This is a genomic window from Pseudomonas sp. PWP3-1b2, assembly GCF_049896045.1.
Taxonomy (GTDB): Bacteria; Pseudomonadota; Gammaproteobacteria; order Pseudomonadales; family Pseudomonadaceae; genus Aquipseudomonas; species Aquipseudomonas antarctica_B.
Map to the genome: position 1 here is coordinate 116,118 of NZ_JAFCTN010000006.1, position 23,715 is coordinate 139,832.

General features: G+C 60.5%; 20 protein-coding genes. 9 read left to right on the top strand and 11 right to left on the bottom strand.

Annotation, left to right across the window (positions count from 1 at the left end; translation table 11 throughout):
- The first annotated feature begins 74 nt into the window (after window positions 1–74).
- The 4 genes from epsC (at window position 75) to mgrA (ending at window position 6,084) form a co-directional block, all read left to right on the top strand.
- Window positions 75–1,001, top strand: coding sequence for a serine O-acetyltransferase EpsC (gene epsC / locus ACP7A2_RS06160; RefSeq protein WP_426133508.1), 927 nt, complete (start codon window positions 75–77; stop codon window positions 999–1,001).
- Between the two features lie 392 nt (window positions 1,002–1,393).
- The gene (gene betT / locus ACP7A2_RS06165; RefSeq protein ID WP_375070559.1) at window positions 1,394–3,355 is read left to right on the top strand and encodes a choline transporter BetT; all 1,962 of its coding nucleotides are present in this window, start codon (window positions 1,394–1,396) and stop codon (window positions 3,353–3,355) included.
- Between the two features lie 254 nt (window positions 3,356–3,609).
- A complete protein-coding gene (locus ACP7A2_RS06170) occupies window positions 3,610–4,938 on the top strand; it encodes an OprD family outer membrane porin (RefSeq protein ID WP_426133563.1) in 1,329 nt (442 codons plus the stop codon).
- 108 nt (window positions 4,939–5,046) lie between these two features.
- Window positions 5,047–6,084, top strand: coding sequence for an L-glyceraldehyde 3-phosphate reductase (gene mgrA / locus ACP7A2_RS06175; protein WP_426133509.1), 1,038 nt, complete (start codon window positions 5,047–5,049; stop codon window positions 6,082–6,084).
- 284 nt (window positions 6,085–6,368) lie between these two features.
- Here the strand turns inward: mgrA and tauD are convergent, their stop codons facing one another.
- From tauD to ACP7A2_RS06210, 7 genes are all read right to left on the bottom strand, one after another.
- Window positions 6,369–7,205: a taurine dioxygenase gene (gene tauD, locus ACP7A2_RS06180; RefSeq protein WP_426133510.1), complete on the bottom strand. Its 837-nt coding sequence runs from the start codon at window positions 7,203–7,205 to the stop codon at window positions 6,369–6,371.
- A gap of 11 nt (window positions 7,206–7,216) precedes the next feature.
- Window positions 7,217–8,053 carry a taurine ABC transporter permease TauC gene (tauC, locus tag ACP7A2_RS06185; protein WP_426133511.1) on the bottom strand — a complete coding sequence of 279 codons (837 nt, stop codon included), beginning with the start codon at window positions 8,051–8,053 and terminating at the stop codon, window positions 7,217–7,219.
- Window positions 8,050–8,829: a taurine ABC transporter ATP-binding subunit gene (tauB, locus tag ACP7A2_RS06190; protein ID WP_426133512.1), complete on the bottom strand. Its 780-nt coding sequence runs from the start codon at window positions 8,827–8,829 to the stop codon at window positions 8,050–8,052. The genes tauC and tauB overlap by 4 nt, the downstream gene beginning before the upstream one ends.
- 17 nt (window positions 8,830–8,846) lie before the next feature.
- Window positions 8,847–9,824, bottom strand: a complete 978-nt coding sequence (tauA, locus tag ACP7A2_RS06195) for a taurine ABC transporter substrate-binding protein (RefSeq protein ID WP_426133513.1) — start codon at window positions 9,822–9,824, stop codon at window positions 8,847–8,849.
- Window positions 9,825–10,080: 256 nt separating this feature from the next.
- On the bottom strand, window positions 10,081–11,664 hold the full coding sequence (gene gshA, locus ACP7A2_RS06200; protein WP_426133514.1) for a glutamate--cysteine ligase: 1,584 nt from the start codon (window positions 11,662–11,664) through the stop codon (window positions 10,081–10,083).
- A 215-nt stretch (window positions 11,665–11,879) separates the two neighbouring features.
- A complete protein-coding gene (locus ACP7A2_RS06205; protein ID WP_426133515.1) occupies window positions 11,880–12,263 on the bottom strand; it encodes a PaaI family thioesterase in 384 nt (127 codons plus the stop codon).
- Entirely contained in the window at window positions 12,263–14,587 is a 2,325-nt protein-coding gene (locus ACP7A2_RS06210) for a Tex family protein (RefSeq protein WP_426133516.1), read from the bottom strand. The genes ACP7A2_RS06205 and ACP7A2_RS06210 overlap by 1 nt, the downstream gene beginning before the upstream one ends.
- A gap of 354 nt (window positions 14,588–14,941) precedes the next feature.
- Here ACP7A2_RS06210 and ompR point away from each other — a divergent pair, with 354 nt between their 5' ends.
- Together ompR and ACP7A2_RS06220 are read left to right on the top strand one after the other, a co-directional pair.
- Window positions 14,942–15,682 carry a two-component system response regulator OmpR gene (gene ompR / locus ACP7A2_RS06215; RefSeq protein ID WP_053255745.1) on the top strand — a complete coding sequence of 247 codons (741 nt, stop codon included), beginning with the start codon at window positions 14,942–14,944 and terminating at the stop codon, window positions 15,680–15,682.
- A 117-nt stretch (window positions 15,683–15,799) separates the two neighbouring features.
- A complete protein-coding gene (locus tag ACP7A2_RS06220; protein WP_348054915.1) occupies window positions 15,800–17,113 on the top strand; it encodes an ATP-binding protein in 1,314 nt (437 codons plus the stop codon).
- 170 nt (window positions 17,114–17,283) lie between these two features.
- Here ACP7A2_RS06220 and rimK read toward each other — a convergent pair whose 3' ends face one another.
- The 3 genes from rimK to ACP7A2_RS06235 are packed head-to-tail and all read right to left on the bottom strand — an operon-like array spanning window position 17,284 to window position 19,461.
- Window positions 17,284–18,189: a 30S ribosomal protein S6--L-glutamate ligase gene (gene rimK, locus ACP7A2_RS06225; protein ID WP_426133517.1), complete on the bottom strand. Its 906-nt coding sequence runs from the start codon at window positions 18,187–18,189 to the stop codon at window positions 17,284–17,286.
- On the bottom strand, window positions 18,186–18,635 hold the full coding sequence (locus ACP7A2_RS06230; RefSeq protein WP_426133564.1) for an ATP-dependent zinc protease: 450 nt from the start codon (window positions 18,633–18,635) through the stop codon (window positions 18,186–18,188). The genes rimK and ACP7A2_RS06230 overlap by 4 nt, the downstream gene beginning before the upstream one ends.
- Before the next feature lie 46 nt (window positions 18,636–18,681).
- Window positions 18,682–19,461 (bottom strand): EAL domain-containing protein, encoded by a 780-nt coding sequence (locus ACP7A2_RS06235; protein ID WP_426133518.1) that lies wholly within the window; start codon window positions 19,459–19,461, stop codon window positions 18,682–18,684.
- 116 nt (window positions 19,462–19,577) lie between these two features.
- On the opposite strand from ACP7A2_RS06235, the gene ACP7A2_RS06240 reads away from it, so the two are divergent.
- A complete protein-coding gene (locus ACP7A2_RS06240; protein WP_426133519.1) occupies window positions 19,578–19,985 on the top strand; it encodes an RNA-binding S4 domain-containing protein in 408 nt (135 codons plus the stop codon).
- A 141-nt stretch (window positions 19,986–20,126) separates the two neighbouring features.
- Here the strand turns inward: ACP7A2_RS06240 and ACP7A2_RS06245 are convergent, their stop codons facing one another.
- Window positions 20,127–20,930: a phosphatase PAP2 family protein gene (locus ACP7A2_RS06245; RefSeq protein WP_426133520.1), complete on the bottom strand. Its 804-nt coding sequence runs from the start codon at window positions 20,928–20,930 to the stop codon at window positions 20,127–20,129.
- Window positions 20,931–21,034: 104 nt separating this feature from the next.
- On the opposite strand from ACP7A2_RS06245, the gene hslO reads away from it, so the two are divergent.
- Window positions 21,035–21,937: an Hsp33 family molecular chaperone HslO gene (hslO, locus tag ACP7A2_RS06250; RefSeq protein WP_426133521.1), complete on the top strand. Its 903-nt coding sequence runs from the start codon at window positions 21,035–21,037 to the stop codon at window positions 21,935–21,937.
- A 179-nt stretch (window positions 21,938–22,116) separates the two neighbouring features.
- Window positions 22,117–23,658 (top strand): phosphoenolpyruvate carboxykinase, encoded by a 1,542-nt coding sequence (locus ACP7A2_RS06255; protein WP_426133522.1) that lies wholly within the window; start codon window positions 22,117–22,119, stop codon window positions 23,656–23,658.
- Window positions 23,659–23,715: the final 57 nt, after the last annotated feature.

Consider the following 23,715-nt stretch of genomic DNA (forward strand, 5'->3'; position numbering starts at 1 on the left):
TCACACCATTGGTTCTTAAGGGCGGCCAGGGTGCATACCGTAAAGTGATGGCCATTACGTCAGGAGTGAATACCGTGAGTGAGCGTTCCAGTCATTGGCAATTGCAGACCATCGTAGGCCAGCTGCGCAGCGCCCGGGACCAGTGGCGCACGCGCAATGGCCGCTTGAGCGGCGAGCACGGCGGCCGCGAGTTGCCGTCCCGTGAAGCGATGGCGCAGATTCTTGAGTCGCTGTGTGGCGCGCTGTTCCCGATGCGCCTGGGGCCGGTGGACCTGCGTGAAGAAAGTGAAGATTTCTACGTCGGCCACACCCTCGATGTCGCCTTGAATGCCTTGCTCGGCCAGGCGCGTCTGGAGCTGCGTTATGCCGCGCGGCAAGGCGCCAGGGACGACAGCGAGGTTGATGCGCAGGCGATCCGCCTGATTCAGGATTTCGCCCTGGCGTTGCCGGCACTGCGGGGTTTGCTCGACACCGACGTGTTGGCCGCCTACCACGGCGACCCGGCAGCGCGCAGCGTGGACGAGGTGCTGCTGTGCTATCCAGGGATTCTGGCGGTGATCCACCATCGGCTGGCGCACCACTTGTATCGCGCCGGTTTGCCGCTGTTGGCGCGGATCAGCGCGGAGATTGCGCACTCGGCCACCGGCATTGATATTCACCCGGGCGCGCAGATCGGGCCGAGCTTTTTTATCGACCACGGCACGGGTGTGGTGATTGGCGAAACCGCGATCATCGGTGAACGGGTGCGCATCTACCAGGCCGTGACGTTGGGCGCCAAGCGCTTTCCGGCGGATGAGGATGGGCAGTTGCAGAAGGGCCATCCACGGCACCCGATCGTTGAGGATGATGTGGTGATCTACGCCGGGGCCACGATCCTGGGGCGCATTACCATCGGCAAGGGTTCGACCATCGGCGGCAACGTGTGGCTGACCCGCAGCGTGCCGGCGGGGGTGAATATTACGCAGGCGAACTTGCAGCATGAGGACGGTGCGCAAAAGTAAGCCCCGCCCTTGTCCATGTGGGAGCTGGCTTGCCTGCGATGACGGTGTACAAGCCAACAGAAGTGTTGCTGACCCACCGCCATCGCAGGCAAGCCAGCTCCCACATTTATGCGCATTTGAACGTCAAGTCGCTGAACGATTTCCCATCCCCGCCCGTCATACCGTTCCTTGAGCTAGCGTAGAGATTACCTACCACTCAGCCCTGCGATTAGTCCAAAACCGCCTATCCATGTTTAAATTGAATGTTCGTTCAAGTTAAATCCGGTGGTTCGCTGCCCGCTCACAACAGGAGGCTTACCTTTGCTGAGTCCGTTATTTACAGCCACATCCCACACCTCAGGGGTGCATCGTTCATGAGTGCATCGTCCACCCCAGTCAGCGGCCAAGTGCGCATGAATGCGCCGGTTTTTTACTTCGCCGCGACCTTCATCTTGCTGTTTGGCATCACTGTCATCGTTATCCCGGAGCAGGCCGGTGCCTGGCTGCTGGCCGCGCAAAACTGGGCGGCCAACACGGTCGGCTGGTACTACATGCTGGCGATGACCCTGTATCTGGTCTTCGTGGTGGTCACCGCGCTATCGGGCTACGGCAAGATAAAACTCGGTGCCGACCACGACGAGCCCGAATTCAGTTACCTGTCCTGGGCCGGCATGCTGTTCGCCGCCGGGATCAGCATCACGCTGTTTTTCTTCTGTGTATCCGAGCCGCTGACGCACCTCGTGCAACCGCCGCAAGGCGCGCCGATGAACGCCGATGCTGCGCGCCAGGCCATGCAGATTCTGTTTCTGCACTGGGGCCTGCACGGCTGGGGCGTGTTCGCCTTTGTCGGCATGGCCCTGGCGTACTTCGCCTATCGGCATAACCTGCCGCTGGCGTTGCGTTCGGCGCTGTACCCGCTGATTGGCAAACGTATCAACGGCCCCATCGGTTACGCAGTGGATGGCTTCGGCATTATCGCCACGGTATTTGGCCTCGGTGCCGACATGGGTTTTGGTGTGTTGCACCTCAACTCCGGGTTGGATTACCTGTTCGGCGTGGCCCACACCCAGTGGATCCAGGTTGGCCTGATCACCCTGATGATGGGCGCCGCGATCCTGGTCGCCGTGGCCGGCGTGGACAAAGGCGTGCGAGTGATGTCCGACATCAACATGCTGCTGGCCTGCGCGCTGCTGCTGTTCGTGTTGTTCGCCGGGCCTACTCAGCATTTGCTCAATACCCTGATCCAGAACATCGGTGACTACCTGGGCGCCTTGCCGACCAAGAGTTTCGATGTGTACGCCTACGACAAACCGAGCGACTGGCTCGGCGGTTGGACGGTGTTTTACTGGGCCTGGTGGATTGCATGGTCGCCGTTCGTGGGCCTGTTCATCGCGCGTATTTCCCGTGGCCGCACCATCCGCGAATTCGTGTTTGGCGTGCTGCTGATCCCGCTGGGTTTCACCCTGGCGTGGATGTCGATTTTCGGCAACAGCGCCATCGACCAAGTGCTTAACCACGGCATGACCGCACTCGGCCAGTCGGCCATTGACGACCCGTCAATGAGCCTCTATCTGCTGCTGGAAACCTACCCGTGGAGCAAAACCGTGATTGCGGTCACGGTGTTTATCAGCTTCGTGTTTTTCGTCACGTCGGCCGACTCCGGCACCGTGGTGCTCTCGACCTTGTCGTCCAAAGGCGGCAATGCCGACGAAGACGGCCCGAAATGGCTGCGGGTGTTCTGGGGCGCAATGACCGCGCTGGTCACCAGTGCGTTGCTGTTTGCCGGCAGTATCGACTCGCTGAAATCAGCGGTGGTGCTGACCTCGTTGCCGTTCTCGCTGATCCTGCTGTTGATGATGTGGGGGCTGCACAAGGCGTTCCATCTTGAGTCGCAAAAGCAGATCGCCCAACTGCATTCGTTGGCACCGGTTTCGGCGGCGCGCAAGGGCCGGGGCGGCTGGCGTCAGCGCTTGACCCAGGCAGTGCACTTCCCGTCACGCGATGAGGTGTACCGCTTCCTCGAAGCCACGGTGCGCCCGGCGATCGAAGAAGTGACGGCGGTGTTCGTCGAGAAAGGCCTGAATGTGGTCACCCAGCCCGACCCGGCCAACGACAGCGTCAGCCTGGAAATTGGCCATGGCGAGGAGCATCCGTTTGTCTACCAGGTGCAGATGCGCGGTTACTTCACGCCATCCTTCGCCCGTGGCGGCATGGGCTCCAAGGAGCTCAACAACCGCCGCTACTACCGGGCCGAGGTGCACTTGAGCGAGGGCAGTCAGGACTACGATTTGGTCGGCTACACCAAAGAGCAAATCATCAACGACATCCTCGACCAGTACGAACGCCACCTGCAGTTCCTGCACCTGGTGCGTTAAGGCTCAGCCGGCCAGACACCTCCTGTGACCGTTCCCACGCTGAGCGTGGGAACGGTCACTGACCTGTCGCAAACTTCGAAAAATGCCCGCTAACCCCCGTCCTTGACGGCTTGCTTAAATTTAATTTCATCCGTGAACTCACCGTTTTGACTCCGAACTGTCATCTGGCCACTGCGTAATTGTGTGAAGCGTTTGACGCTTTCATTTCAGAACAGTGACGGAGACCGGTAACAATGAAGACGTTATTAAGCCCTATGGTGGGTGCCGCCATGGCGAGCTTTATGCTGTCCGCCCACGCCGATTTTATCGATGACAGCCACGCCGATGTGACCCTGCTCAATCGCTACCTCAACCAGCAGGGGCGTGATGTGGTCAACAGCAACGCCAAGGCTCACAGCGTGCGTGATTGGGGCCAGGGTTTCGAGTTCAACTTCAAGTCTGGCTACACCGAAGGGCCGGTGGGTTTCGGCCTGGATCTGCAGGCGTTCTACGGCTTGAAACTGGATTCCGGTGGCGACCTCAACGACAAGGATCATCAGGGCCGCTACCCCGGCAGCATGTTCCCGCTGGACAACGGCAAGTCCGCCGACCAGTTCGGCGTGCTGAGCCCGACCTTCAAGATGCGCTTTGCCAAGGATGAACTGCGCGTCGGCACGCTCTTTGGCAATAACCCGGTACTCGCCAACACCGACGGCCGTCTGTACCAACAGACCAATACCGGCGTGCAACTGGTGTCCAAGGACCTCACCGACTTCACCTTCACCGGCGGCGATATCTTCAAGACCAAGATTCGTAACGAAACCGGCGACCAGGGCATGATCACGGCCGGCGGCACCAAAGAGAGCGATCGCTTCCTGTTTGGTGGTGCAGATTACACCGGCATCCAGAACACCACGGTCAGCCTGTGGTACTCCAACCTAGAAGATTACTACCAGCAGTTCTTCCTCGGTGCCAAGCGCCATGACGCGCTGTCGGTGGGTGCGATCGACACCGATGTGCGCGTATTCCGCAGCCTGGGTGTCGGCGCCAATGCCGATGGCGAAGCGGATTTTGCGGGCGCCGGTCTCTACGGTGACGGCACCGGCAAGGGCCGCATCAACCAAACCACCGCCAGCTTGCTGGAGAGCTACAGCCTGGACGGCCACACCGTTGGCCTGGGCATTCAGAAAAACAGCGGCGACAGCGACTTTCCCTACCTCGACTCCGGCCTGAACAGCGGCGACAACCGCCAGGGGCCGGGTTCGGGCGCCGATACTCCGGCGCTGACCAACATGCAGTTGAATAAATTTCAACACGCCGGTGAGCGCACATGGCTTGCGCAGTACAAGTATGACTTCGGTAAGCTCGGCCTTACCGGTGTGACGTTCTCCGCTGCCTATGCCCACGGTGATGACATCCGCACCGCACAGGGCACCACCAGCGAATGGGAACGTAACATTGCGGTGGCCTATCAGGTACCGACCGGCACCCTCAAAGGCCTGGGCGTGACCTGGAAAAATGCGCACGCCAGCCCGGACATCACCGGTGCCACCGTGCAGGATGAAAACCGCTTCTATGTGAGTTATGTCGTTCCACTCTGGTAGGCAATTGCTGTAGAACGGAACGGCAGACTTAAGCGATTCAGCGGGTTAACAGGCCTGGGAACAAGCTTATTCCCAGGCCTTGTTTGCCTACGTCCAAGAGAGGATTCGATGACTTACATTGCTGCCGAAAACCGCTATGAATCTATCCCGTATCGCCGCGTAGGCCGCAGTGGACTGGTGCTGCCTGCACTGTCCCTGGGGCTGTGGCACAACTTTGGCGACAGCACCCCCATCGACACCCAGCGCGCCTTGCTGCGCACCGCGTTCGACCTGGGGATCAACCACTTCGACCTGGCCAACAACTACGGCCCGCCTTACGGCAGCGCCGAGATCAACTTTGGCCGTTTGCTGCGCGAAGACTTCAAGCACTACCGCGATGAACTGATCATCTCCAGCAAGGCTGGCTGGGACATGTGGCCAGGCCCTTATGGCCAGGGCGGCGGTTCGCGCAAATACATCCTGGCGAGCCTGGACCAGAGCCTGCAACGCCTGGGCGTCGACTACGTGGATATTTTCTATTCCCACCGTTTTGACGCCGACACCCCGCTGGAAGAAACCGCCAGCGCCCTCGCCACTGCCGTGCAGCAAGGCAAGGCGTTGTACATCGGTATCTCGTCTTATTCGGGCGTGAAAACCCGTGAGATGGCGGCGTTGCTCAAAGAGTGGAAAGTGCCGCTGTTGATCCACCAACCGGCTTACAACCTGCTTAACCGCTGGGTGGAAAAAGACCTGCTGGACACCACCGAAGAACTCGGTGCCGGGGTGATTGCGTTCACGCCGCTGGCTCAGGGTTTGCTGACCGACAAATACCTCAATGGCGTGCCGGCCGACGCGCGGGTAAACCGCCCGGGCGGTGGTTCGTTGCAGGCCAAGCACTTGTCCGAGGCGAACATCGCCCACGTGCGTGCGTTGAATGAAATTGCTCAGCGTCGCGGTCAGAGCCTCGCGCAATTGGCATTGGCCTGGACCCTGCGTGATCCTCGCGTGACCAGTGCGTTGATCGGCGCCAGCCGCCCGGAGCAGATCATCGAAAACGTCGGCGCACTGAAGAACCTGAGCTTCAGCGCTGAGGAGTTGGGTGAGATTGATCGGTTTGCGCAGGAAGGCGGGATTAACCTGTGGGAAAAACCATCCACCGCTGAATAAGCCGACATCACTCGGTCAAAAAAACTGTGGGAGCTGGCTTGCCTGCGATAGCGGTGTATCAGTCAAACATGTACCGACTGACACTCCGCTTTCGCGAGCAAGCCCGCTCCCACATTGGCTCTCCAGCGTTGCGAATAAAGCTGTCGCAACTCGATCAGTGTGGGAGCCGGGCTTGCCCGCGATGGCGGCGGGTCAGTCGATGAATGTGTTGGCTGGTCTACCGCCATCGCAGGCAAGCCAGCTCCCACACAAGCCAGCTCCCACCTTTGGGTTGTGTCAGGCCGTTAGAAGGGGACATCACCCAAAATCGTCGCCCGGTGCATCACTCGGCGCTGTGGGCGGTAGTCATCCACCGCGTAGTGCTGGGTCACGCGGTTATCCCAGAACGCCACGTCGTTTTCCTGCCAGCGCCAGCGAATGGTGAATTCAGGGCGGGTGGCGTGGGCGAACAGCAGCTTGAGAATCGCCTCGCTTTCGGCCGGTTCGAGCTCGTTGATTTTTGTAGTAAACCCATCACTGACAAACAGCGATTTACGCCCGCTCACTGGATGCGTGCGCACCACCGGGTGCGACAGCGGTGGGTTCTTCCTGCGGGTTTCTTCCCAGCGGGCCAGGTCTTCAGCGGTGTTGCCAAAGCGCTCCAGCGGAAAGGATTTGGTGAAGTCGTGGGTAGCCGTCAGGCCGTCGAGCAGGCGCTTCAGCGGCTCGGACAGCGCCTCATACGCCGCAATGCCGCTGGCCCACAAGGTATCACCGCCAAACGCTGGCAACAGCTTGGCGCTGAGCACTGCGCCCAACGCCGGCGTGGGCAGGAAGGTCACGTCGGTGTGCCATACGGCGTTGTCACGCACGTCGGTCACGGCGGTGTCGAGGATCAGCACTTCTGGTTGTTCCGGCACGTTGGGGTAGATCGGGTGAATGTGCAGGTCACCGAAATTCGCCGCGAAGCGTGCTTGTTGCTGCGGGCTGATCGGCTGATCGCGCAAGAACAGCACTGAGTGCCTGAGCAACGCCTGTTCAATGGCGTCGCGCGCTTCGGTGTTCAACGGCTGGGTGATATCCACGCCGCTGATCAGGGCGCCGAGGGCGGTGCTTATGGGGGTAACGATCAAGCTGCTCATGCGGTTCTCACTCAGTGTGCCTGGCCATGCCACGGCACCAGTTTTCGCTGCAGGGCACGCAGGCCCATTTCCATGGCGAAGGCGATCAGGGCAATCACCAGAATCCCCAGCACCACTACGTCGGTGACCAGAAATTGCGCCGCTGACTGCACCATAAAGCCCAGGCCGCTGGTGGCGGCGATCAATTCGGCGGCCACCAAGGTGGACCAGCCCACACCCAAACCGATGCGTACACCGGTGAGAATGTCGGGCAGCGCGCTCGGTACGATCACATGGCGAATCAGCTGGGCGCGGGTTGCTCCCAGCGACTGCGCCGCACGCAATTTGGCCGGGTCGACGGTGCGCACGCCGGTGGCGGTAGCAATCGCGATCGGCGCGAAGATCGCCAGGTAGATCAGCAGCACCTTGGACAGCTCACCAATGCCGCACCAGATCACGATCAATGGCAAATAAGCCAACGGCGGAATCGGCCGGTAGAACTCGATCAGCGGGTCGAGAATGCCGCGCGCGATGCGGTTGGAACCGATGGCAATCCCCACCGGCACGGCGGTCAGCACGGCAAAGCCCAAGCCCAGGCCTATACGGCTGAGGCTCGCGCCCAAGTGTTGCCAGAGGGTGGAGTCCATGTAGCCCGTGGTCGCCAGCAACCAGCCTTTTTGCAGCACGGCGGACGGGGGCGGCAGGAACAGCGGCTCGATCAAACCGGTGGCGGTCACGGCCCACCAGATGGACAGCAGCGTCACCAGCGTCAGCACACTGATCCAGCGTGTGCTCAGGCTGCGGCGCACCGTGATCACCGCGTGTGCCTCCGGCGTGGCGGCGGTGGCGGGGAGTTCGTAGCTGCTCATGCGGATACCTGCCGTTGCGAGAACACTTTGCCGAGCACGTGTTCGCGGGTTTCGATAAAGCGCGGGTCGGACTTGATCGCCCGCGCCGATTCACCGGCGGCGTAGCGCTGGCCGAAGTCCAGGCTCAAGCGCTCGACGATCTGGCCGGGGTTGGGTGCCAGCAGAATCAAATCGGTGGCGAGGAACACCGCTTCTTCGATGTCGTGGGTAATCAGAAATACCGGCTTGGCCGTGCGCCGCCACACTTGCAGCAGCAGCTCCTGCATCTGTTCGCGGGTGAAGGCATCGAGGGCGCCGAAGGGTTCATCCATCAGCAACACACGCGGGTCGGCCGCTAAAGCGCGCGCCAGGCCGACACGCTGTTTCTGGCCACCCGAGAGTTGCCAGATACGGCGGCTGTCGAAACCGGCGAGGTCCACCAGTGCAAGCATTTCCCGGGCGCGCACTTCACGTTGCGCCTTCGCAACACCGGCCAGTTCAAGGCCGAAGCCAACGTTGGCCAGCACGTCCTGCCAGGGCAGCAGGGCGTCGTCCTGGAACACCACGCCGCGTTCTGCGCTGGGGCCTTTGACCGGCACGCCATCGAGGGTGATGCGCCCGGCGCAAGGTTCGACAAAACCGGCAATCAGGTTCAACAGCGACGTCTTGCCACTGCCGGAAGGGCCAAGGGCTACCAGCAATTGCTGAGGCCCGAGGTCCAGTGAAATGTCAGACAGTACCGGTGTTGTGGCGCCTGGGTACTGTGCGCTGATGCGCTCCAGCTGTAGCAAGGCCATCGCAATGAACTCCCGAATCAGTGGGTGATGAACTTGGCGGTCACAAACGGGGCGTAGTCCGGCAGCACGGCGTCAACCTTGCCTTGCTCCTTCAGGAACGCGGCGGTGTCGGTGACAGCCTTGGTGGTCGGTGCGCCCAGCAGGGTCACTTGCTCAGCCGCCAGCGGGTAGACGTTGCCTTGCAGCAGCAGCGGGATGTCACTGGCCTTGGCGCCGGAGAGTTTCACCAGCTTGTCGATGTTGGTGTTGTCGGCGATCCAGGCTTGGGGGTCCTTGCGATAGGCGGCGTAGGCATCCAGGGTCACTTTGGCGAAAGCAGTGACGATTTCCGGGTGCTTCTCGGCGAAATCCTTGCGCACGATCCATGCGTCGAACGTCGGCGCGCCGACTTTGGCCAGTTCGCCGGAGGTGATCAGCACCTTGCCGTTTTCCTTGGCAACGCCCAGCGCTGGGTCCCATACGTAGGTGGCGTCGATATCACCGCGCTTCCAGGCAGCGATGATTGCCGGAGGCGCGAGGTTGAGGATGGTCACTTTCGACGGGTCGATGTTCCAGTGCTTCAGCGCGGCCAGCAGGCTGTAGTGGCCGGTGGACACGAAGGGCACGGCGACTTTCTTGCCGATCAAGTCTTGAGGGCTGTTGATCCCCGAGCCGTTACGCGCCACCAGCGCTTCGGCACCGCCGATCTGGGTGGCGACGAGGAAGGTTTCCACCGGCACTTTGCGGGTGATGGCGGCGGTCAGCGGGCTCGAACCGAGGTAGCCGATCTGCACGTCTCCGGACGCGATGGCGGCGATGATGTCGGCGCCGTTGTCGAATTTGCGCCAGTCGATGCTGGCGTGGGTGGCCGTTTCATACGCGCCGTCGGCCTGGGCGACTTTGGCCGGGTCCACGGTGGTCTGGTAAGCGATGGTTACATCCGCCGCCTGGGCAAACAGGCTGGCACCGGCCAGGGACAATGCGGCCAGCAGGCGCAGAGGGGTAAGCAGTTTCAAAGGGAAAGCTCCTCAATCAGGCGGCCGAGGGTCGGCGTGTGAGGAGACTAAATGATATAAGAATCCGAAAATAAATAACTTTTTCGCATTAGCTTATGAGGAGAAGCGTGCACGCAGATGTTCGAATCGATGGGGGCAATGTGGGAGCTGGCTTGCCTGCGATGGCATCACCCGGGTATCACTGATACACCGAGGTGTCTGCATCGCAGGCAAGCCAGCTCCCACACAAACCAGGCCCCACAGGGGTGTTAGGCTTTTAGTTACTGATCGCCAAAATGCTCGCTTGGTATGAGCCGACAAACACATCAAAGTCGCCCACTTCGTTCTGCTCCAGCTCCGACTGTTGCGCCAGCGATTTACGCGCCAGTTCCTCAAAACGTGCCTGTTCCTCGGCAGCCAGCGGCTCACGACGGAAGTACTCGGCGTGCACTTCGCTCTGATGCAGTGAGAACTGCGCAAAACTTTCTTTGCGCTCGGCCATTGCCGCCAACACCTGCGCGGACGGGGTCAGGGACGAATCCTTGATCTTCGCCAACTGAGCGTCCAGCGCCTGGCTGTGCTCGTTGATGCCGTGGCTTTCATCAAGCATGGCGGCCAATGGTGCGATCTGCTCCAGCAACTCGGTCGCCCATTCCTTCATGTCCACCGCCTGCCCCTGACGCTGCAATTGCAGGCCCGGACGGCGACCTTCCTTGACCACGCTGAGGAAGTTGGACGTGGCGTTGCCGCACTCGTTGTTGGCGAACAGCGGGCTGTCGTTCAGCGCGCAATACAGCAGGAAGGCGTCGAGGAAGCGCGACTCCGGCAGGTCGATGCCCATCGGCAGGAACGGGTTGATGTCCAGGCAGCGCACTTCGATGTACTGGATGCCACGGGCCATCAGCGCCTGGATCGGCCGCTCGCCGGTGTAGGTCACGCGCTTGGGGCGGATGTTGGAGTAGTACTCGTTTTCGATCTGCAGGATGTTGGTGTTGAGCTGAACCCACTCACCGTCCTTGTGGGTGCCGACTTCGACGTACGGCGCGTAGGGCGTTGCCACCGCTTCGCGCAGGCTGTCGGTGTAGCTGTCCAGATCGTTGTAGCAGGGCGTAAGGCCGGCCTGGGCATTACTTTGGTAACCCAGGTCACTCATGCGCAGGCTGGTGGCGTAGGGCAAGTACAGGGTGTCGGCGTCCAGCGATTCCAGCTGGTGCGAGCGACCCCGCAGGAAGCCCGCGTCCAGGGCCGGCGAGGCACCGAACAGGTACATCAGCAGCCAGCTGTAACGGCGGAAGTTACGGATTAGCGCGATGTAGGCGGTGGACTGGTAGTCGCGGTCAGTGCCGACAAACCCGTCAGTCTCCTTAAGCAACGGCCACAGCGCTTCCGGCAACGAGAAGTTGTAGTGAATGCCGGCGATGCACTGCATGGTTTTACCGTACCGCAGGGCCAGGCCCTTGCGATACACGTACTTGAGCTGTCCGATATTGGAGGTGCCGTAGTAGGCAATCGGAATATCTTCCTCGGCCGGCAACGGGCACGGCATCGAGGGGCTCCACAGGTATTCGCTGCCGAGCTTGGTGTAGGCAAAACGGTGGATCTTGTCCAGGCTGCTCAGGGTGTCTGCCGGGTTGGGCAGGGCAGGAGTGATGAACTCCAGCAGCGACTCCGAGTAGTCGGTGGTGATCAATTCGTTGGTCAGCGCGGCGCCCAGGGCTTCCGGGTGCGGCGTTTGCGCCAGGCGACCTTCACCGGTAACGCGTAGGCATTCACGCTCGATGCCGTGCAAGCATTGCTCTAGCAGGGAGAGGTGTTCGCGCTTGCCGAGCAGGGCCAGGCGGCGGTTGAGAAGTTCGCTCAAGTTGGATTCCTTCACGCGTCAGTCGCCCCAATATGGGGGTGGGCAGGACGGTCTACAAGGGTGAAGTTAAAACTGGCGTGATCGCCTGGTTTTGAGTCAATTTGACTCGCTCTGGAAAAAGCCGACTTCACTCCTTGAATATGGCTATGGCGCGGCAAGAAAATTCCGACGCTGTTGTGTCAGCGCCGAAATTAACTCAAATCGAGGGCGGGGAGCTAGAGGACAGCGAAGGTGCCTTGTGCTTTTGCGACCAGTTTTTCGTCCTGGTACACGTCGGCTTCGACCACCAATGTGCGTCTTCCGGCGTGAATCACCCGGCTGGTGCACAGCACGTCACCGTTTTCTACGGCGCGGATGTAATTGATTTTGCACTCGATGGTCGCGCTCTGATGGTCGAAACCATGGGCGCTGGAACAGGCCAGCCCCATCGTAATGTCCACCAGGCTGAAAATCGCCCCGCCATGGAGCTTGCCCGCGCGGTTGCGCAGGTGCGGCTCCAGGGTCAGGGCCACCTCGGCAACGCCTTCTTCAAGGCGCTGGAGGCGGCAGCCGATCAGTTCGCTGAACGCGCTCTGGGTCAAGCCGGCCGGAATTTCCATCAGCGTTTCTTCAACTGCTTGGCGTTGGCGAACAGCGAGGCCATGGCGTTGTTGCTCGGCGCGGCGGTTGCAGTCTCTTTGCGCGGCGCGTTGTTCTGCGATTGGCGCGGTGCCGAACCTGGGCGGGCGCCACGGGCACCGTCGATTTTCTCGCCCGGGGTGTCGCTCATGCGCATCGACAGGCCCACGCGTTTACGCGGAATGTCGATTTCCATGACCTTGACCTTGACCACGTCACCGGCTTTCACCGCTTCGCGCGGGTCTTTGATGAACTTCTCCGAAAGCGCAGAGATGTGCACCAAACCGTCCTGATGCACGCCGATATCCACAAAGGCGCCGAAGTTGGTCACGTTGGTCACCACGCCTTCGAGGATCATGCCCAGCTGCAGGTCCTTGAGCTCTTCGACGCCTTCCTGGAACTCGGCGGTCTTGAACTCAGGACGCGGGTCGCGGCCAGGTTTTTCCAGCTCTTGCAGGATGTCGGTGATGGTTGGTACGCCGAAGGTTTCGTCGGTGTACTTCTTCGGGTCCAGGCGCTTGAGGAACGCGGCGTCGCCGATCAGCGAACGGATGTCGCGGTCGGTTTCGGCGGCAATTCGCTGCACCAGCGGATAGGCTTCCGGGTGGACGGCAGACGCATCCAGCGGGTTGTCGCCATTCATGACGCGCAGGAAACCGGCGGCCTGTTCGAAGGTTTTTTCGCCCAGGCGTGCGACTTTTTTCAGCGCGGCGCGGGTTTTGAACGCGCCGTTCTCATCGCGGTGGGTAACGATGTTCTGCGCCAGGGTGGTGTTGAGGCCGGAAATACGCGCCAGCAGCGCCACGGAAGCGGTGTTCACGTCCACGCCCACGGCGTTTACGCAGTCTTCCACCACCGCATCCAGGCCGCGCGCCAGTTTCAGTTGCGACACGTCGTGCTGGTACTGGCCGACGCCGATGGATTTAGGGTCGATTTTCACCAGCTCGGCCAGCGGGTCCTGCAAGCGGCGGGCGATGGACACCGCGCCACGGATCGACACGTCGAGGTCCGGGAATTCCTTGGAGGCCAGCTCCGACGCCGAGTACACCGACGCGCCAGCCTCGGAGACCATGACTTTGGTCATCTTCATGGCAGGGTATTTTTTGATCAGTTCGGCGGCCAGCTTGTCGGTTTCACGGCTGGCGGTGCCGTTGCCGATGGCGATCAGGTCTACCGAGTGCTTGGCGCACAGGGCGGCCAGGATGGCGAGGGTCTGGTCCCATTTGTTGTGCGGCACGTGCGGGTACACGGTGGAGTGGTCCAGCAGCTTGCCGGTGGCGTCAACCACGGCAACCTTGCAGCCAGTGCGCAGGCCGGGGTCGAGGCCCAGAGTGGCGCGCGGGCCGGCCGGAGCCGACAGCAGCAGGTCGTGCAGGTTGTGGGCGAACACGTTGATCGCCTCGGTTTCGGCGCCGTCACGCAACTCGCCGAGCAGGTCGGTTTCCAGGTGCGTGTAGAGCTTGACCTTCCAGGTCCAGCGCACGACCTCACCGAGCCATTTGTCCGCAGGACGGTTCTGATTCTGGATGCCGAATTGTTGCCCGATCATGCCTTCGCACGGGTGCATGGTGCCCGGCAGCTCGTCGCCGACCTTCAGCGCAGAGCTGAGAATGCCTTCGTTACGGCCACGGAAAATGGCGAGTGCACGGTGGGACGGCATGCTTTTGAGCGGTTCGTCGTGTTCGAAATAGTCGCGGAACTTGGCGCCTTCTTCCTCTTTGCCGGCGATCACGCGGGCACTGAGGATGGCTTCCTGCTTCAGATAAGTCCGCAGTTTTTCCAGCAGGCTGGCGTTCTCGGCGAAACGCTCCATGAGGATGTACTTGGCGCCTTCGAGGGCGGCCTTGACGTCGGCGACGCCTTTTTCAGCGTTGATGAAACGTGCGGCTTCGGTGTCCGGGGTCAGCGACGGGTCGTTGAACAGACCGTCTGCCAGCTCGCCCAGGCCGGCTTCCAGGGCGATCTGGCCCTTGGTGCGGCGTTTCTGTTTGTACGGCAGGTAAAGGTCTTCGAGACGGGTCTTGGTGTCGGCGAGCTTGATGTCGCGTTCCAGTTGCGGGGTCAGCTTGCCCTGTTCCTCGATGCTGGCGAGGATGCTGATGCGCCGTTCGTCGAGTTCTCGCAGGTAACGCAGACGCTCTTCCAGGTGACGTAACTGAATGTCGTCCAGGCTGCCGGTGACTTCTTTTCGGTAACGGGCGATGAAGGGCACTGTGGAGCCTTCATCCAGTAGAGCGACGGCCGCTTCGACCTGTTGCGGGCGTACACCGAGTTCCTCGGCGATGCGGCTGTTGATGCTGTCCATAAAACCACCTGAAATTCTGAAAGCAGCTCGCAGGCCCGGAAAACAAGGCCTTGCGAGGCTGGTTGAGCGGCCCGACTGGCGCCGCTGCCTGGGTCAAGAGGCAGCCTGTTGACCCTCGAAATCGTAAAAATGACGGAGAACGGATTAAAAAAAGCTACGCAGTGAACGGAATTATCCGATGTCGTCCCCCACAAAGGCGCCGCATTATAACCAGCGTTCTGCCCTTCGGGGGACCTCGCCGATGGTGGTAGGGCGCGGGTTGACTGGCACTGGAGGAAAAATCTGCTAACAATGCACACGGTGCGTATAACGGCAGCTACGCCATAATGCGCGCCGAGATAAGAGGAGCATCTAATGAGCAGCACTGCACAAACTGCTGAAGGCGAAAAAATTCTCATCGTTGACGACGATCCGGGGCTGAGCAGCCTGCTGGAGCGTTTCTTCAACTCCAAGGGCTATCGTGCCCGCGCGGTGCCAAACACCGAGCAGATGGACCGCCTGTTGGGGCGCGAAGTGTTCAACCTGGTCGTACTTGACCTGATGTTGCCCGGCGAAGACGGCCTCACAGCCTGTAAACGTCTGCGCGGCGCGAACAACCAGATTCCAATCATCATGCTGACCGCCAAGGGCGATGAGCTGAGCCGCATCAAGGGCCTCGAACTGGGCGCTGATGACTACCTGGCAAAACCGTTCAACCCTGACGAGTTGATGGCCCGGGTCAAAGCCGTATTGCGTCGCCAGGCAGCACCGGTACCGGGCGCGCCAGGCAGCGAAGACGAAAGTGTCACCTTTGGCGACTACGAACTGTCGCTGGCCACCCGTGAGCTTAAGCGCGGCGAAGAAGTGCACATGCTGACCACTGGCGAATTCGCCGTGCTCAAGGCGCTGGTGATGAATGCCCGCCAACCGCTGACCCGCGACAAGCTGATGAACCTGGCCCGTGGCCGGGAGTGGGACGCACTGGAGCGCTCTATCGACGTGCAGATCTCCCGTCTGCGCCGCATGATCGAGCCAGACCCGTCCAAGCCGCGTTATATCCAGACGGTATGGGGCGTGGGTTATGTGTTTGTGCCGGATGGCACTGCAACCAAGTGACCGATGATTTGCGGCGGCGGGCATCCTGGCGTTTGACTCGGTGAGAGTCGACGGGATGCCCGGCGTCTGCAATTCTGCGAGCGCCGCTCGTTTCTGTAAGGTGTCCAGCTGTCTCCTATGAAAACCCCGCTGTGGTTCCCCCAGAGTTTTTTCTCTCGCACCCTTTGGCTGGTGCTGATCGTCGTTCTGTTTTCCAAGGCGCTGACACTGGTTTATCTGTTGATGAACGAAGACGTGCTGGTGGATCGACAATACAGCCACGGTGTCGCCCTGACACTGCGCGCCTACTGGGCCGCCGACCCCGAGAACCGCGAGAAAATCGCCAAGGCCGCTACCCTGGTGCGTGTGGCGGGCTCGGGCGTGCCGGAGGGCGAGCAGCATTGGCCCTACAGTGAGATTTACCAGCGCCAGATGCAGGCCGAACTGGGCGAAGACACCGAGGTGCGGCTGCGCATGCATGTGTCACCGGCGTTGTGGGTGCGTGCGCCGAGCCTGGGCCAGGATTGGTTGAAAGTGCCGCTGTACCCGCACCCGCTGCGGGGGCAGAAAATCTGGAACGTGCTCGGCTGGTTCCTGGCCATCGGTTTGCTTTCCACCGCCTCCGCGTGGATTTTCGTCCGCCAACTCAACCAGCCGCTTAAACGCCTGGTGTTTGCGGCCCGTCAGTTGGGGCAGGGGCGCAGTGTGCGTTTGCCCGTCAGCGATACGCCCAGTGAGATGACCGAGGTGTATGGCGCGTTCAACCAGATGGCAGAGGACGTTGAACAGGCCGGCCGCGAGCGCGAGCTGATGCTTGCGGGTGTGTCCCATGACTTGCGCACGCCGCTGACGCGTTTGCGCCTGTCCCTGGAGCTGATGGGCAACCATTCCGACCTGACGGACGACATGGTGCGCGACATTGAGGACATGGACGCCATTCTCGACCAGTTCCTTGCGTTTATCCGCGATGGCCGCGACGAAGTGGTAGAGGTCGTCGATCTGACGGATTTGGTACGCGAGGTCGTCGCACCCTACAACCAGAATGGCGAGCAGGTGCGCATGCGCCTGGAGCCGATCCAGCCGTTTGCGTTGCGTCGTGTATCGATGAAGCGTCTGTTGAACAACCTCATTGGCAATGCATTGCACCATGCCGGTTCGGATGTGGAAGTGGCGGCCTACGTTTCCGGCGACAGCGCTGCGCCTTATGTGGTGCTGAGCGTGATGGACCGGGGGACGGGTATCGACCCGGCTGAACTGGAAGGCATCTTCAACCCCTTCACCCGTGGTGATCGTGCGCGAGGCGGCAAAGGCACTGGCCTGGGGCTGGCGATTGTGCGGCGAATTGCGTCGATGCACGGCGGCAATGTTGAGTTGCGCAACCGGGAAGAGGGTGGCCTGGAAGCGCGAGTGCGGTTGCCACTTGGCCTGATGCTACCGAGAGACGCAGTCTAATCATCTGTAGAAATCCAAATGTGGGGGCTGGCTTGTGTGGGAGCTGGCTTGCCTGCGATGCAGGCACCTCGGTGTATCAGTGATACTGAGGTGATGCTATCGCAGGCAAGCCAGCTCTCACACAAGCCAGCCCCCACATTTTTTTGTGTTGCGCCAAAGCTGGCTGTATATCAGCCCTTGCCCTTGGTCCTGGTCATATTCGGCCCACCACTTTTCTCCAGATGCTGAATGATGATCCCCGCCACATCCTTGCCGGTCGTGGTTTCGATCCCTTCCAGTCCAGGTGAGGAGTTCACCTCCATCACCAGCGGCCCGTGGTTGGAGCGCAAAATATCCACACCCGCCACGGCCAACCCCATCACCTTGGCTGCCCGCAGCGCGGTCATACGTTCTTCCGGGGTGATCTTGATCAGGCTGGCGCTGCCGCCACGGTGCAGGTTGGAGCGGAACTCGCCCGGCTTGGCCTGGCGTTTCATCGCCGCAATCACCTTGTCACCCACTACGAAGCAGCGAATATCCGCACCGCCGGCTTCCTTGATGTATTCCTGAACCATGATGTTCTGCTTGAGGCCCATGAAGGCCTCAATCACCGACTCGGCTGCAGTCGCGGTTTCACACAACACCACACCGATGCCCTGGGTGCCTTCCAGCACCTTGATCACCAGCGGCGCGCCGTTGACCATCTCGATCAGGTCGGGAATGTCATCCGGGGAGTGAGCAAAACCTGTGACCGGCAGGCCGATGCCCCGGCGTGACAGCAGTTGCAGCGAGCGCAGCTTGTCCCGTGAACGCGCGATGGCCACGGACTCATTGAGCGGAAACACGCCCATCATTTCAAACTGACGCAACACCGCGCAGCCGTAAAACGTCACCGAAGCGCCGATGCGCGGGATTACCGCGTCGAAGCCTTCCAGCGGCTTGCCCCGGTAGTGAATCTGCGGCTTGTGACTGGCGATGTTCATATAGGCACGCAACGTGTCGATCACCACCATTTCATGGCCACGTTCGGTGCCGGCCTCGACCAGGCGGCGGGTGGAATACAGACGCGGGTTTCGCGACAGCACAGCAATCTTCATGCAGCACCTGGGGCAGAAATAGTAGAGACCGGGAACACCGGCTTGTCTTGAACGTACTTGACGCCGGGACTGACCACCAGATGGCCGTCAATCAACGCCTTTGAACCCAGCAGCAGCCGGTATCGCATAGCCTTGCGGCAGGCGAGTGTGAACTCCACCCGCCACACCCGATCGCCCAGCGCCAGGGTGGTGCTGATCACGTAGCGCACCTGCGCGTGGCCGTTGGAGCTCTTGATGGTTTTCATCGTCACCAGGGGCGCTTCGCAGCGGCGATGACGCAGCTGCACCACGCTGCCCAGGTGGGCGGTGAAGCGCACCCAACTCTCACCGTCGCGCTCAAACGGCTCGATGTCGGTGGCATGCAGGCTGGAGGTGCTGGCACCGGTGTCGATCTTCGCGCGCAGGCCAGCCACTCCCAAGTCGGGAAGTGCCACCCACTCACGCAGACCCACAACGGTCAAATGGTCAAATGTCTTCAATATGGATAACCGGTTAATTCGCCCAGGCCTGAGGCGTGACCTCGGCGAGGGCTTTGAATGCGGGCTTGGCGAACCAGTAGCCCTGCATCAGGAATATTCCGCAGTCGGACAGGAAGTCGCGCTCCCCGGCACTTTCAATGCCTTCGGCGATGACAGTAACCCCCAACTGCTCACAGATTGTGACAATCCCCTGGACGATTACCTGGCGGACACGGTCCTGATCGACATCGCGAATCAACGCCATGTCGAGCTTAATCAAGTCAGGTTGGAAATCGGCCAGCAGATTAAGCCCCGAATAGCCCGCGCCGAAATCATCGATCGCGGTCTTGAAACCGAATTCGCGGTATTCACGCAGAATATTCATCAAATGGCGATGGTTATCTACACGCTCACTTTCGAGGGTCTCGAAAATCAGCCGATCCAGCGGAAAATTATGCGCGCGGGCTGCCTCCAGCGTACTGCGAATGCAGAGTTCTGGCCGGTACACGGCATTGGGCATGAAGTTGATCGAAAGGTGGGACTGCATGCCCAATGCAGCGGCCCCGGCAATTGCCTGCGTGCGGCAGCGCTGATCGAAACGGTAGCGATTGCTTTCATTCACCTGGCCCAGTACCGACAGCGCACCTTCGCCGTGAGTACCCCGTACCAGCGCTTCATGGGCAAAAATCGACTGATCGCGCAGGTCAACAATAGGTTGATAGGCGAAGGCAAAATCGAAACCCAGGGGCTCGCTTTGCTGGCAGCCCACGCAACGCTGGTCCGGCTCGGTGAGTGAAGTGGGAAAGTCGGTCACAGCGTATCCTCGCGAAATCAGGGTGCTACCTGGCGTATCTTAGGTGAGCTCAAGGGTTTATGCGTCGAAGGGTTTCAACGTTAAAGTTGCGACATTTTTCAGAGCGAGGAATTCAAGTGGCTCAAAAGCAGGAAGAGGAAGAAAAGGTCCGTTTGGACAAGTGGTTGTGGGCGGCGCGTTTCTATAAAACCCGTGCCCTGGCCAAGGCAGCCATCGAGAGCGGCAAGGTGCACCATCGCGGCGAGCGCTGCAAGCCAGGCAAGGAACCGCGCGTCGGCGATGAGTTTCAGATTCGGATCGGTTTTGATGAAAAAACCATTGTGGTGCAGGCGCTGTCCATCGTGCGCCGTGGCGCGCCTGAAGCCCAGGCGTTGTACGCCGAGACCGAAGCCAGCATCGCCAAGCGCGAAAATGCGGCGGCGATGCGCAAGGCGGGTGCCACCGGCATGACCACCGATGGCAAGCCGAGCAAGAAGCAGCGCCGCGATTTGTTCAAGTTTCGCGGCAGTGGCAATGACGACTGACTTGAGCGAGCACAAACCTTCCACCCATAGCGGACCAAATGTGGGAGCTGGCTTGCCTGCGATAGCGGTGGGTCAGTGACCAAGATGCCGGCTGACCTGGCGCTATCGCAGGCAAGCCAGCTCCCACATGAGCCCGCGGTGTCAGGCGGCTGTGCGCATGACGCTCAATCGCCCCAGCACAGGCAGCTTGCCCATAAACTCAAACACCGGCGCCGTCACCCGCAACAAAGCTCCCGCCACCATCGCCGCAAACGGCGTGTAATACCCCCATCCCAACGCCAACAGCGCCAGCAATACCCCGCCGATGTAGTCGTCCTGGCCCCAATGCGCACCGGCCACCAACCTCGGCATCATGAACAACAGCGCCAGCCCCCAGATCACCAGCACCTGCCCGATGCGCTTGGCAAACACCGTCATAAACATCCCCCAGATCAACAACACCGACGCATGGTCTCCGGGGAAACTCTGGCTCGAACGGTCCTTCAACTCCCAGGTTTTTTCCAGGCCGGGGAAATACTCACTCATATGAACCGCACCGCTAATCATCATCGACGGGCTGCTGTGCTGCCAGCCCATCAGCACCGCGAGCTTGGAAAACAGCATGCGGGTAAACAGCAGCAACAACAAAATGCCGAAGAATCCGAAAAACGCCTCCCGCACCTGCACGGCCTTGAACACCCAGCCACCGCGCAGCAACAGCGTCAGCAAAATCACCCCGACCACCGCATCAAATGGCCGCAAACTGGCCACAGCCCACACATGCAGCCAGGCAGAACTGCTCGCCAGCGGGTCATTAAGCAGATGAAACAGCCACTCGTCGAAAACCACACACAGCCTCTGACCCGTGGGCCACAGCCAAAAACACAGCAGCGCGATTGCGAGTAGATTGCAAAAGGCCCACCCCCCGAGGTTCCACCTGGCTTGGAACAAACCCGGATTATTCATAAACTGTCCCCCATCACTTTAGAAAGCTGCACCAAAATGGTGCTAAAGCGTTTAATTCTATAAAGCTTGTCATCAATTTGTCATCAATTCAGATACCCAGACCTATGACTGATCTACCGGATACCGACTTCACCCAACGCTTCATCTTCGACGAGAACGACGCCCGCGGCGAACTGGTCTCGTTGGAGCGCAGCTACGCCGAAGTCCTCGCCAAGCACCCCTATCCGGAGCCGGTCGCGCAATTGCTCGGCGAGTTGATGGCGGCAGCGGCGCTGCTGGTGGGCACCATGAAGTTCGACGGTTTGCTGATATTGCAGGCCCGTTCCGACGGCCCGATTCCGATGCTGATGATCGAGTGCTCCAGCGAGCGCGAAATCCGCGGCCTGGCACGTTACGACGCCGACCTGATCGCGCCGGACGCGACCTTGTCCGACTTGATGGCCAACGGCGTGCTGGCGATCACCGTCGACCCGACGGAAGGCCAGCGTTACCAGGGCATCGTCGACCTCGACGGCGAAACCCTGTCGGACTGCTTCACCAATTATTTCGTGATGTCCCAGCAAGTCGGCACCAGGTTCTGGCTCAACGCCGACGGCAAGCGCGCCCGTGGCCTGCTGTTGCAGCAGTTGCCGGCGGACCGCATCAAGGACGACGACGAGCGCACCGATAGCTGGCGCAAGCTGACCGCACTGGCCGGCACCTTGACCGCTGAAGAGCTGTTGGGCCTGGACAACGAAACCATCCTGCACCGCCTCTACCACGAAGAAGCCGTGCGCCTGTTCGACGAACAGGGCCTGCGCTTCCGTTGCAGCTGCTCACGTGAGCGTTCCGCCAATGCCCTGGTCAGCCTGGGCCTGGAAGATGCGCAGAATTTGGTAGTGGAGCACGGCGGCAATATCGAAATCGACTGCCAGTTCTGCAACCAGCGCTACCTGTTCGATGCCGCTGATGTAGCCCAATTGTTTGCCGGGGCAGGCATAGACACCCCTTCCGACACCCGCCACTAAAACGTTTAAGCACAGGTAAATCACCTGACGAACGCCGGATTAGCGCAGTTCTGACGGGAGGGCCCTACTCTTTTTGGGCTTTTCTGGCATAATCCGGCCCACTTTTTTCGCGGTAGTAGTGCGCAACTTTCTACTACAAAACGTTTGGAGCACTCGGCCATAGGCCGACGGGGAACCTCATGACGCAAGCCAACAACGCCGTATACACCGATCTGAGTGTTGACGATCTGGTTAAAGAAGCCCTGCAGCGCGGTGAAGGCGTGCTTGCCGATACTGGCGCGCTGGTCGTCGAGACCGGTCACCGCACTGGCCGTTCGCCGGTTGACCGCTTCATTGTTGAAGAGCCGTCCACCCAGGATGCAATCGCCTGGGGCCCGATCAACCGCAAGTTCCCGGCCGACAAGTTTGACGCCCTGTGGAACCGCGTAGAAGCATTCAACAACGCGCAAGAGCACTTCGTTTCCCACGTTCACGTAGGGGCTGCCGAAGACCACTACCTGGCCGTCAAAATGACTACCCAGACGGCCTGGCAGAACCTGTTCGGTCGTTGCCTGTTCATCAACCCGGCCCAGTACAACCCGGCCGGTCGTGATGAGTGGCAAGTGCTCAACGTGGCCAACTTCGAGTGCGTGCCAGAGCGTGACGGCACCAACTCCGACGGTTGCGTGATCCTTAACTTTGCACAGAAAAAAGTGCTGATCGCTGGCATGCGCTACGCCGGTGAGATGAAAAAAGCCATGTTCTCGGTGCAGAACTTCCTGCTGCCGGCGTCCGACGTACTGCCAATGCACTGCGCCGCCAACATCGGCGAAGCAGGCGACGTGACCCTGTTCTTCGGTCTGTCGGGCACCGGTAAAACCACCCTGTCGGCCGACGAAAGCCGTTACCTGATCGGTGACGACGAACACGGCTGGGGCGAAGGCGTAGTGTTCAACATCGAAGGCGGTTGCTATGCCAAGTGCATCGACCTGTCCGAGAAGAACGAGCCGGTCATCTGGAAAGCCATCAAGCACGGCACCGTGCTCGAAAACGTGGTGATCGACGATGCCGGGCACGCCGACTACACCAACGTCAGCCTGACCCAGAACAGCCGCGCCGCCTACCCGCTGGAGCACGTTGCCAAGCGCTCCGAGCACAACCTCGGTGGCGAGCCGAACGCTGTGATCTTCCTGACCTGCGACCTGACCGGCGTACTGCCGCCCGTCTCGATCCTCAGCGAAGAACAAGCCGCCTACCACTTCCTGTCCGGCTACACCGCTTTGGTGGGCTCGACTGAAATGGGTTCGGGCAGCGGCATCAAGTCGACCTTCTCCACTTGCTTCGGCGCGCCATTCTTCCCACGCCCGGCCGGTGAATACGCCGAACTGCTGATCAAGCGCGTGCGCGGCTTCGGCTCCAAGGTCTACCTGGTCAACACCGGCTGGACCGGCGGCGGCTACGGCGTCGGCAAACGTTTCAACATCCCGACTACTCGCGGCGTCATCGCAGCGATCCAGAGCGGCGCGTTGATCGGTGCTGAAACCGAACACCTCGACACCATCAACCTCGACGTGCCATTGGCCGTACCGGGCGTGGATACCGGCCTGTTGAACCCACGTAATACCTGGGCTGACAAGGCTGCTTACGATGAAGCAGCGAAGGCGCTGGCCGGTTTGTTCGTTGAGAACTTCAAGAAGTTTGAAGTGAGCGATGCGATCAAGGCTGCCGGTCCCAAGTTGTAAGACTCGGTTGTTGTGAAGAAGCCGCCCTCAGGGGCGGCTTTTTATTGGACGTGATAT

Coding starts and splice junctions, on each gene's coding strand:
- betT (WP_375070559.1), top strand. CDS start 1,394: ATGAATGCGCCGGTTTTTTACTTCGCCGCGACCTTCATCTTGCTGTTT.
- ACP7A2_RS06170 (WP_426133563.1), top strand. CDS start 3,610: ATGGTGGGTGCCGCCATGGCGAGCTTTATGCTGTCCGCCCACGCCGAT.
- mgrA (WP_426133509.1), top strand. CDS start 5,047: ATGACTTACATTGCTGCCGAAAACCGCTATGAATCTATCCCGTATCGC.
- tauD (WP_426133510.1), bottom strand. CDS start 7,205: ATGAGCAGCTTGATCGTTACCCCCATAAGCACCGCCCTCGGCGCCCTG.
- tauC (WP_426133511.1), bottom strand. CDS start 8,053: ATGAGCAGCTACGAACTCCCCGCCACCGCCGCCACGCCGGAGGCACAC.
- tauB (WP_426133512.1), bottom strand. CDS start 8,829: ATGGCCTTGCTACAGCTGGAGCGCATCAGCGCACAGTACCCAGGCGCC.
- ACP7A2_RS06205 (WP_426133515.1), bottom strand. CDS start 12,263: ATGGAAATTCCGGCCGGCTTGACCCAGAGCGCGTTCAGCGAACTGATC.
- ACP7A2_RS06210 (WP_426133516.1), bottom strand. CDS start 14,587: ATGGACAGCATCAACAGCCGCATCGCCGAGGAACTCGGTGTACGCCCG.
- ompR (WP_053255745.1), top strand. CDS start 14,942: ATGAGCAGCACTGCACAAACTGCTGAAGGCGAAAAAATTCTCATCGTT.
- ACP7A2_RS06220 (WP_348054915.1), top strand. CDS start 15,800: ATGAAAACCCCGCTGTGGTTCCCCCAGAGTTTTTTCTCTCGCACCCTT.
- rimK (WP_426133517.1), bottom strand. CDS start 18,189: ATGAAGATTGCTGTGCTGTCGCGAAACCCGCGTCTGTATTCCACCCGC.
- ACP7A2_RS06245 (WP_426133520.1), bottom strand. CDS start 20,930: ATGAATAATCCGGGTTTGTTCCAAGCCAGGTGGAACCTCGGGGGGTGG.
- hslO (WP_426133521.1), top strand. CDS start 21,035: ATGACTGATCTACCGGATACCGACTTCACCCAACGCTTCATCTTCGAC.
- ACP7A2_RS06255 (WP_426133522.1), top strand. CDS start 22,117: ATGACGCAAGCCAACAACGCCGTATACACCGATCTGAGTGTTGACGAT.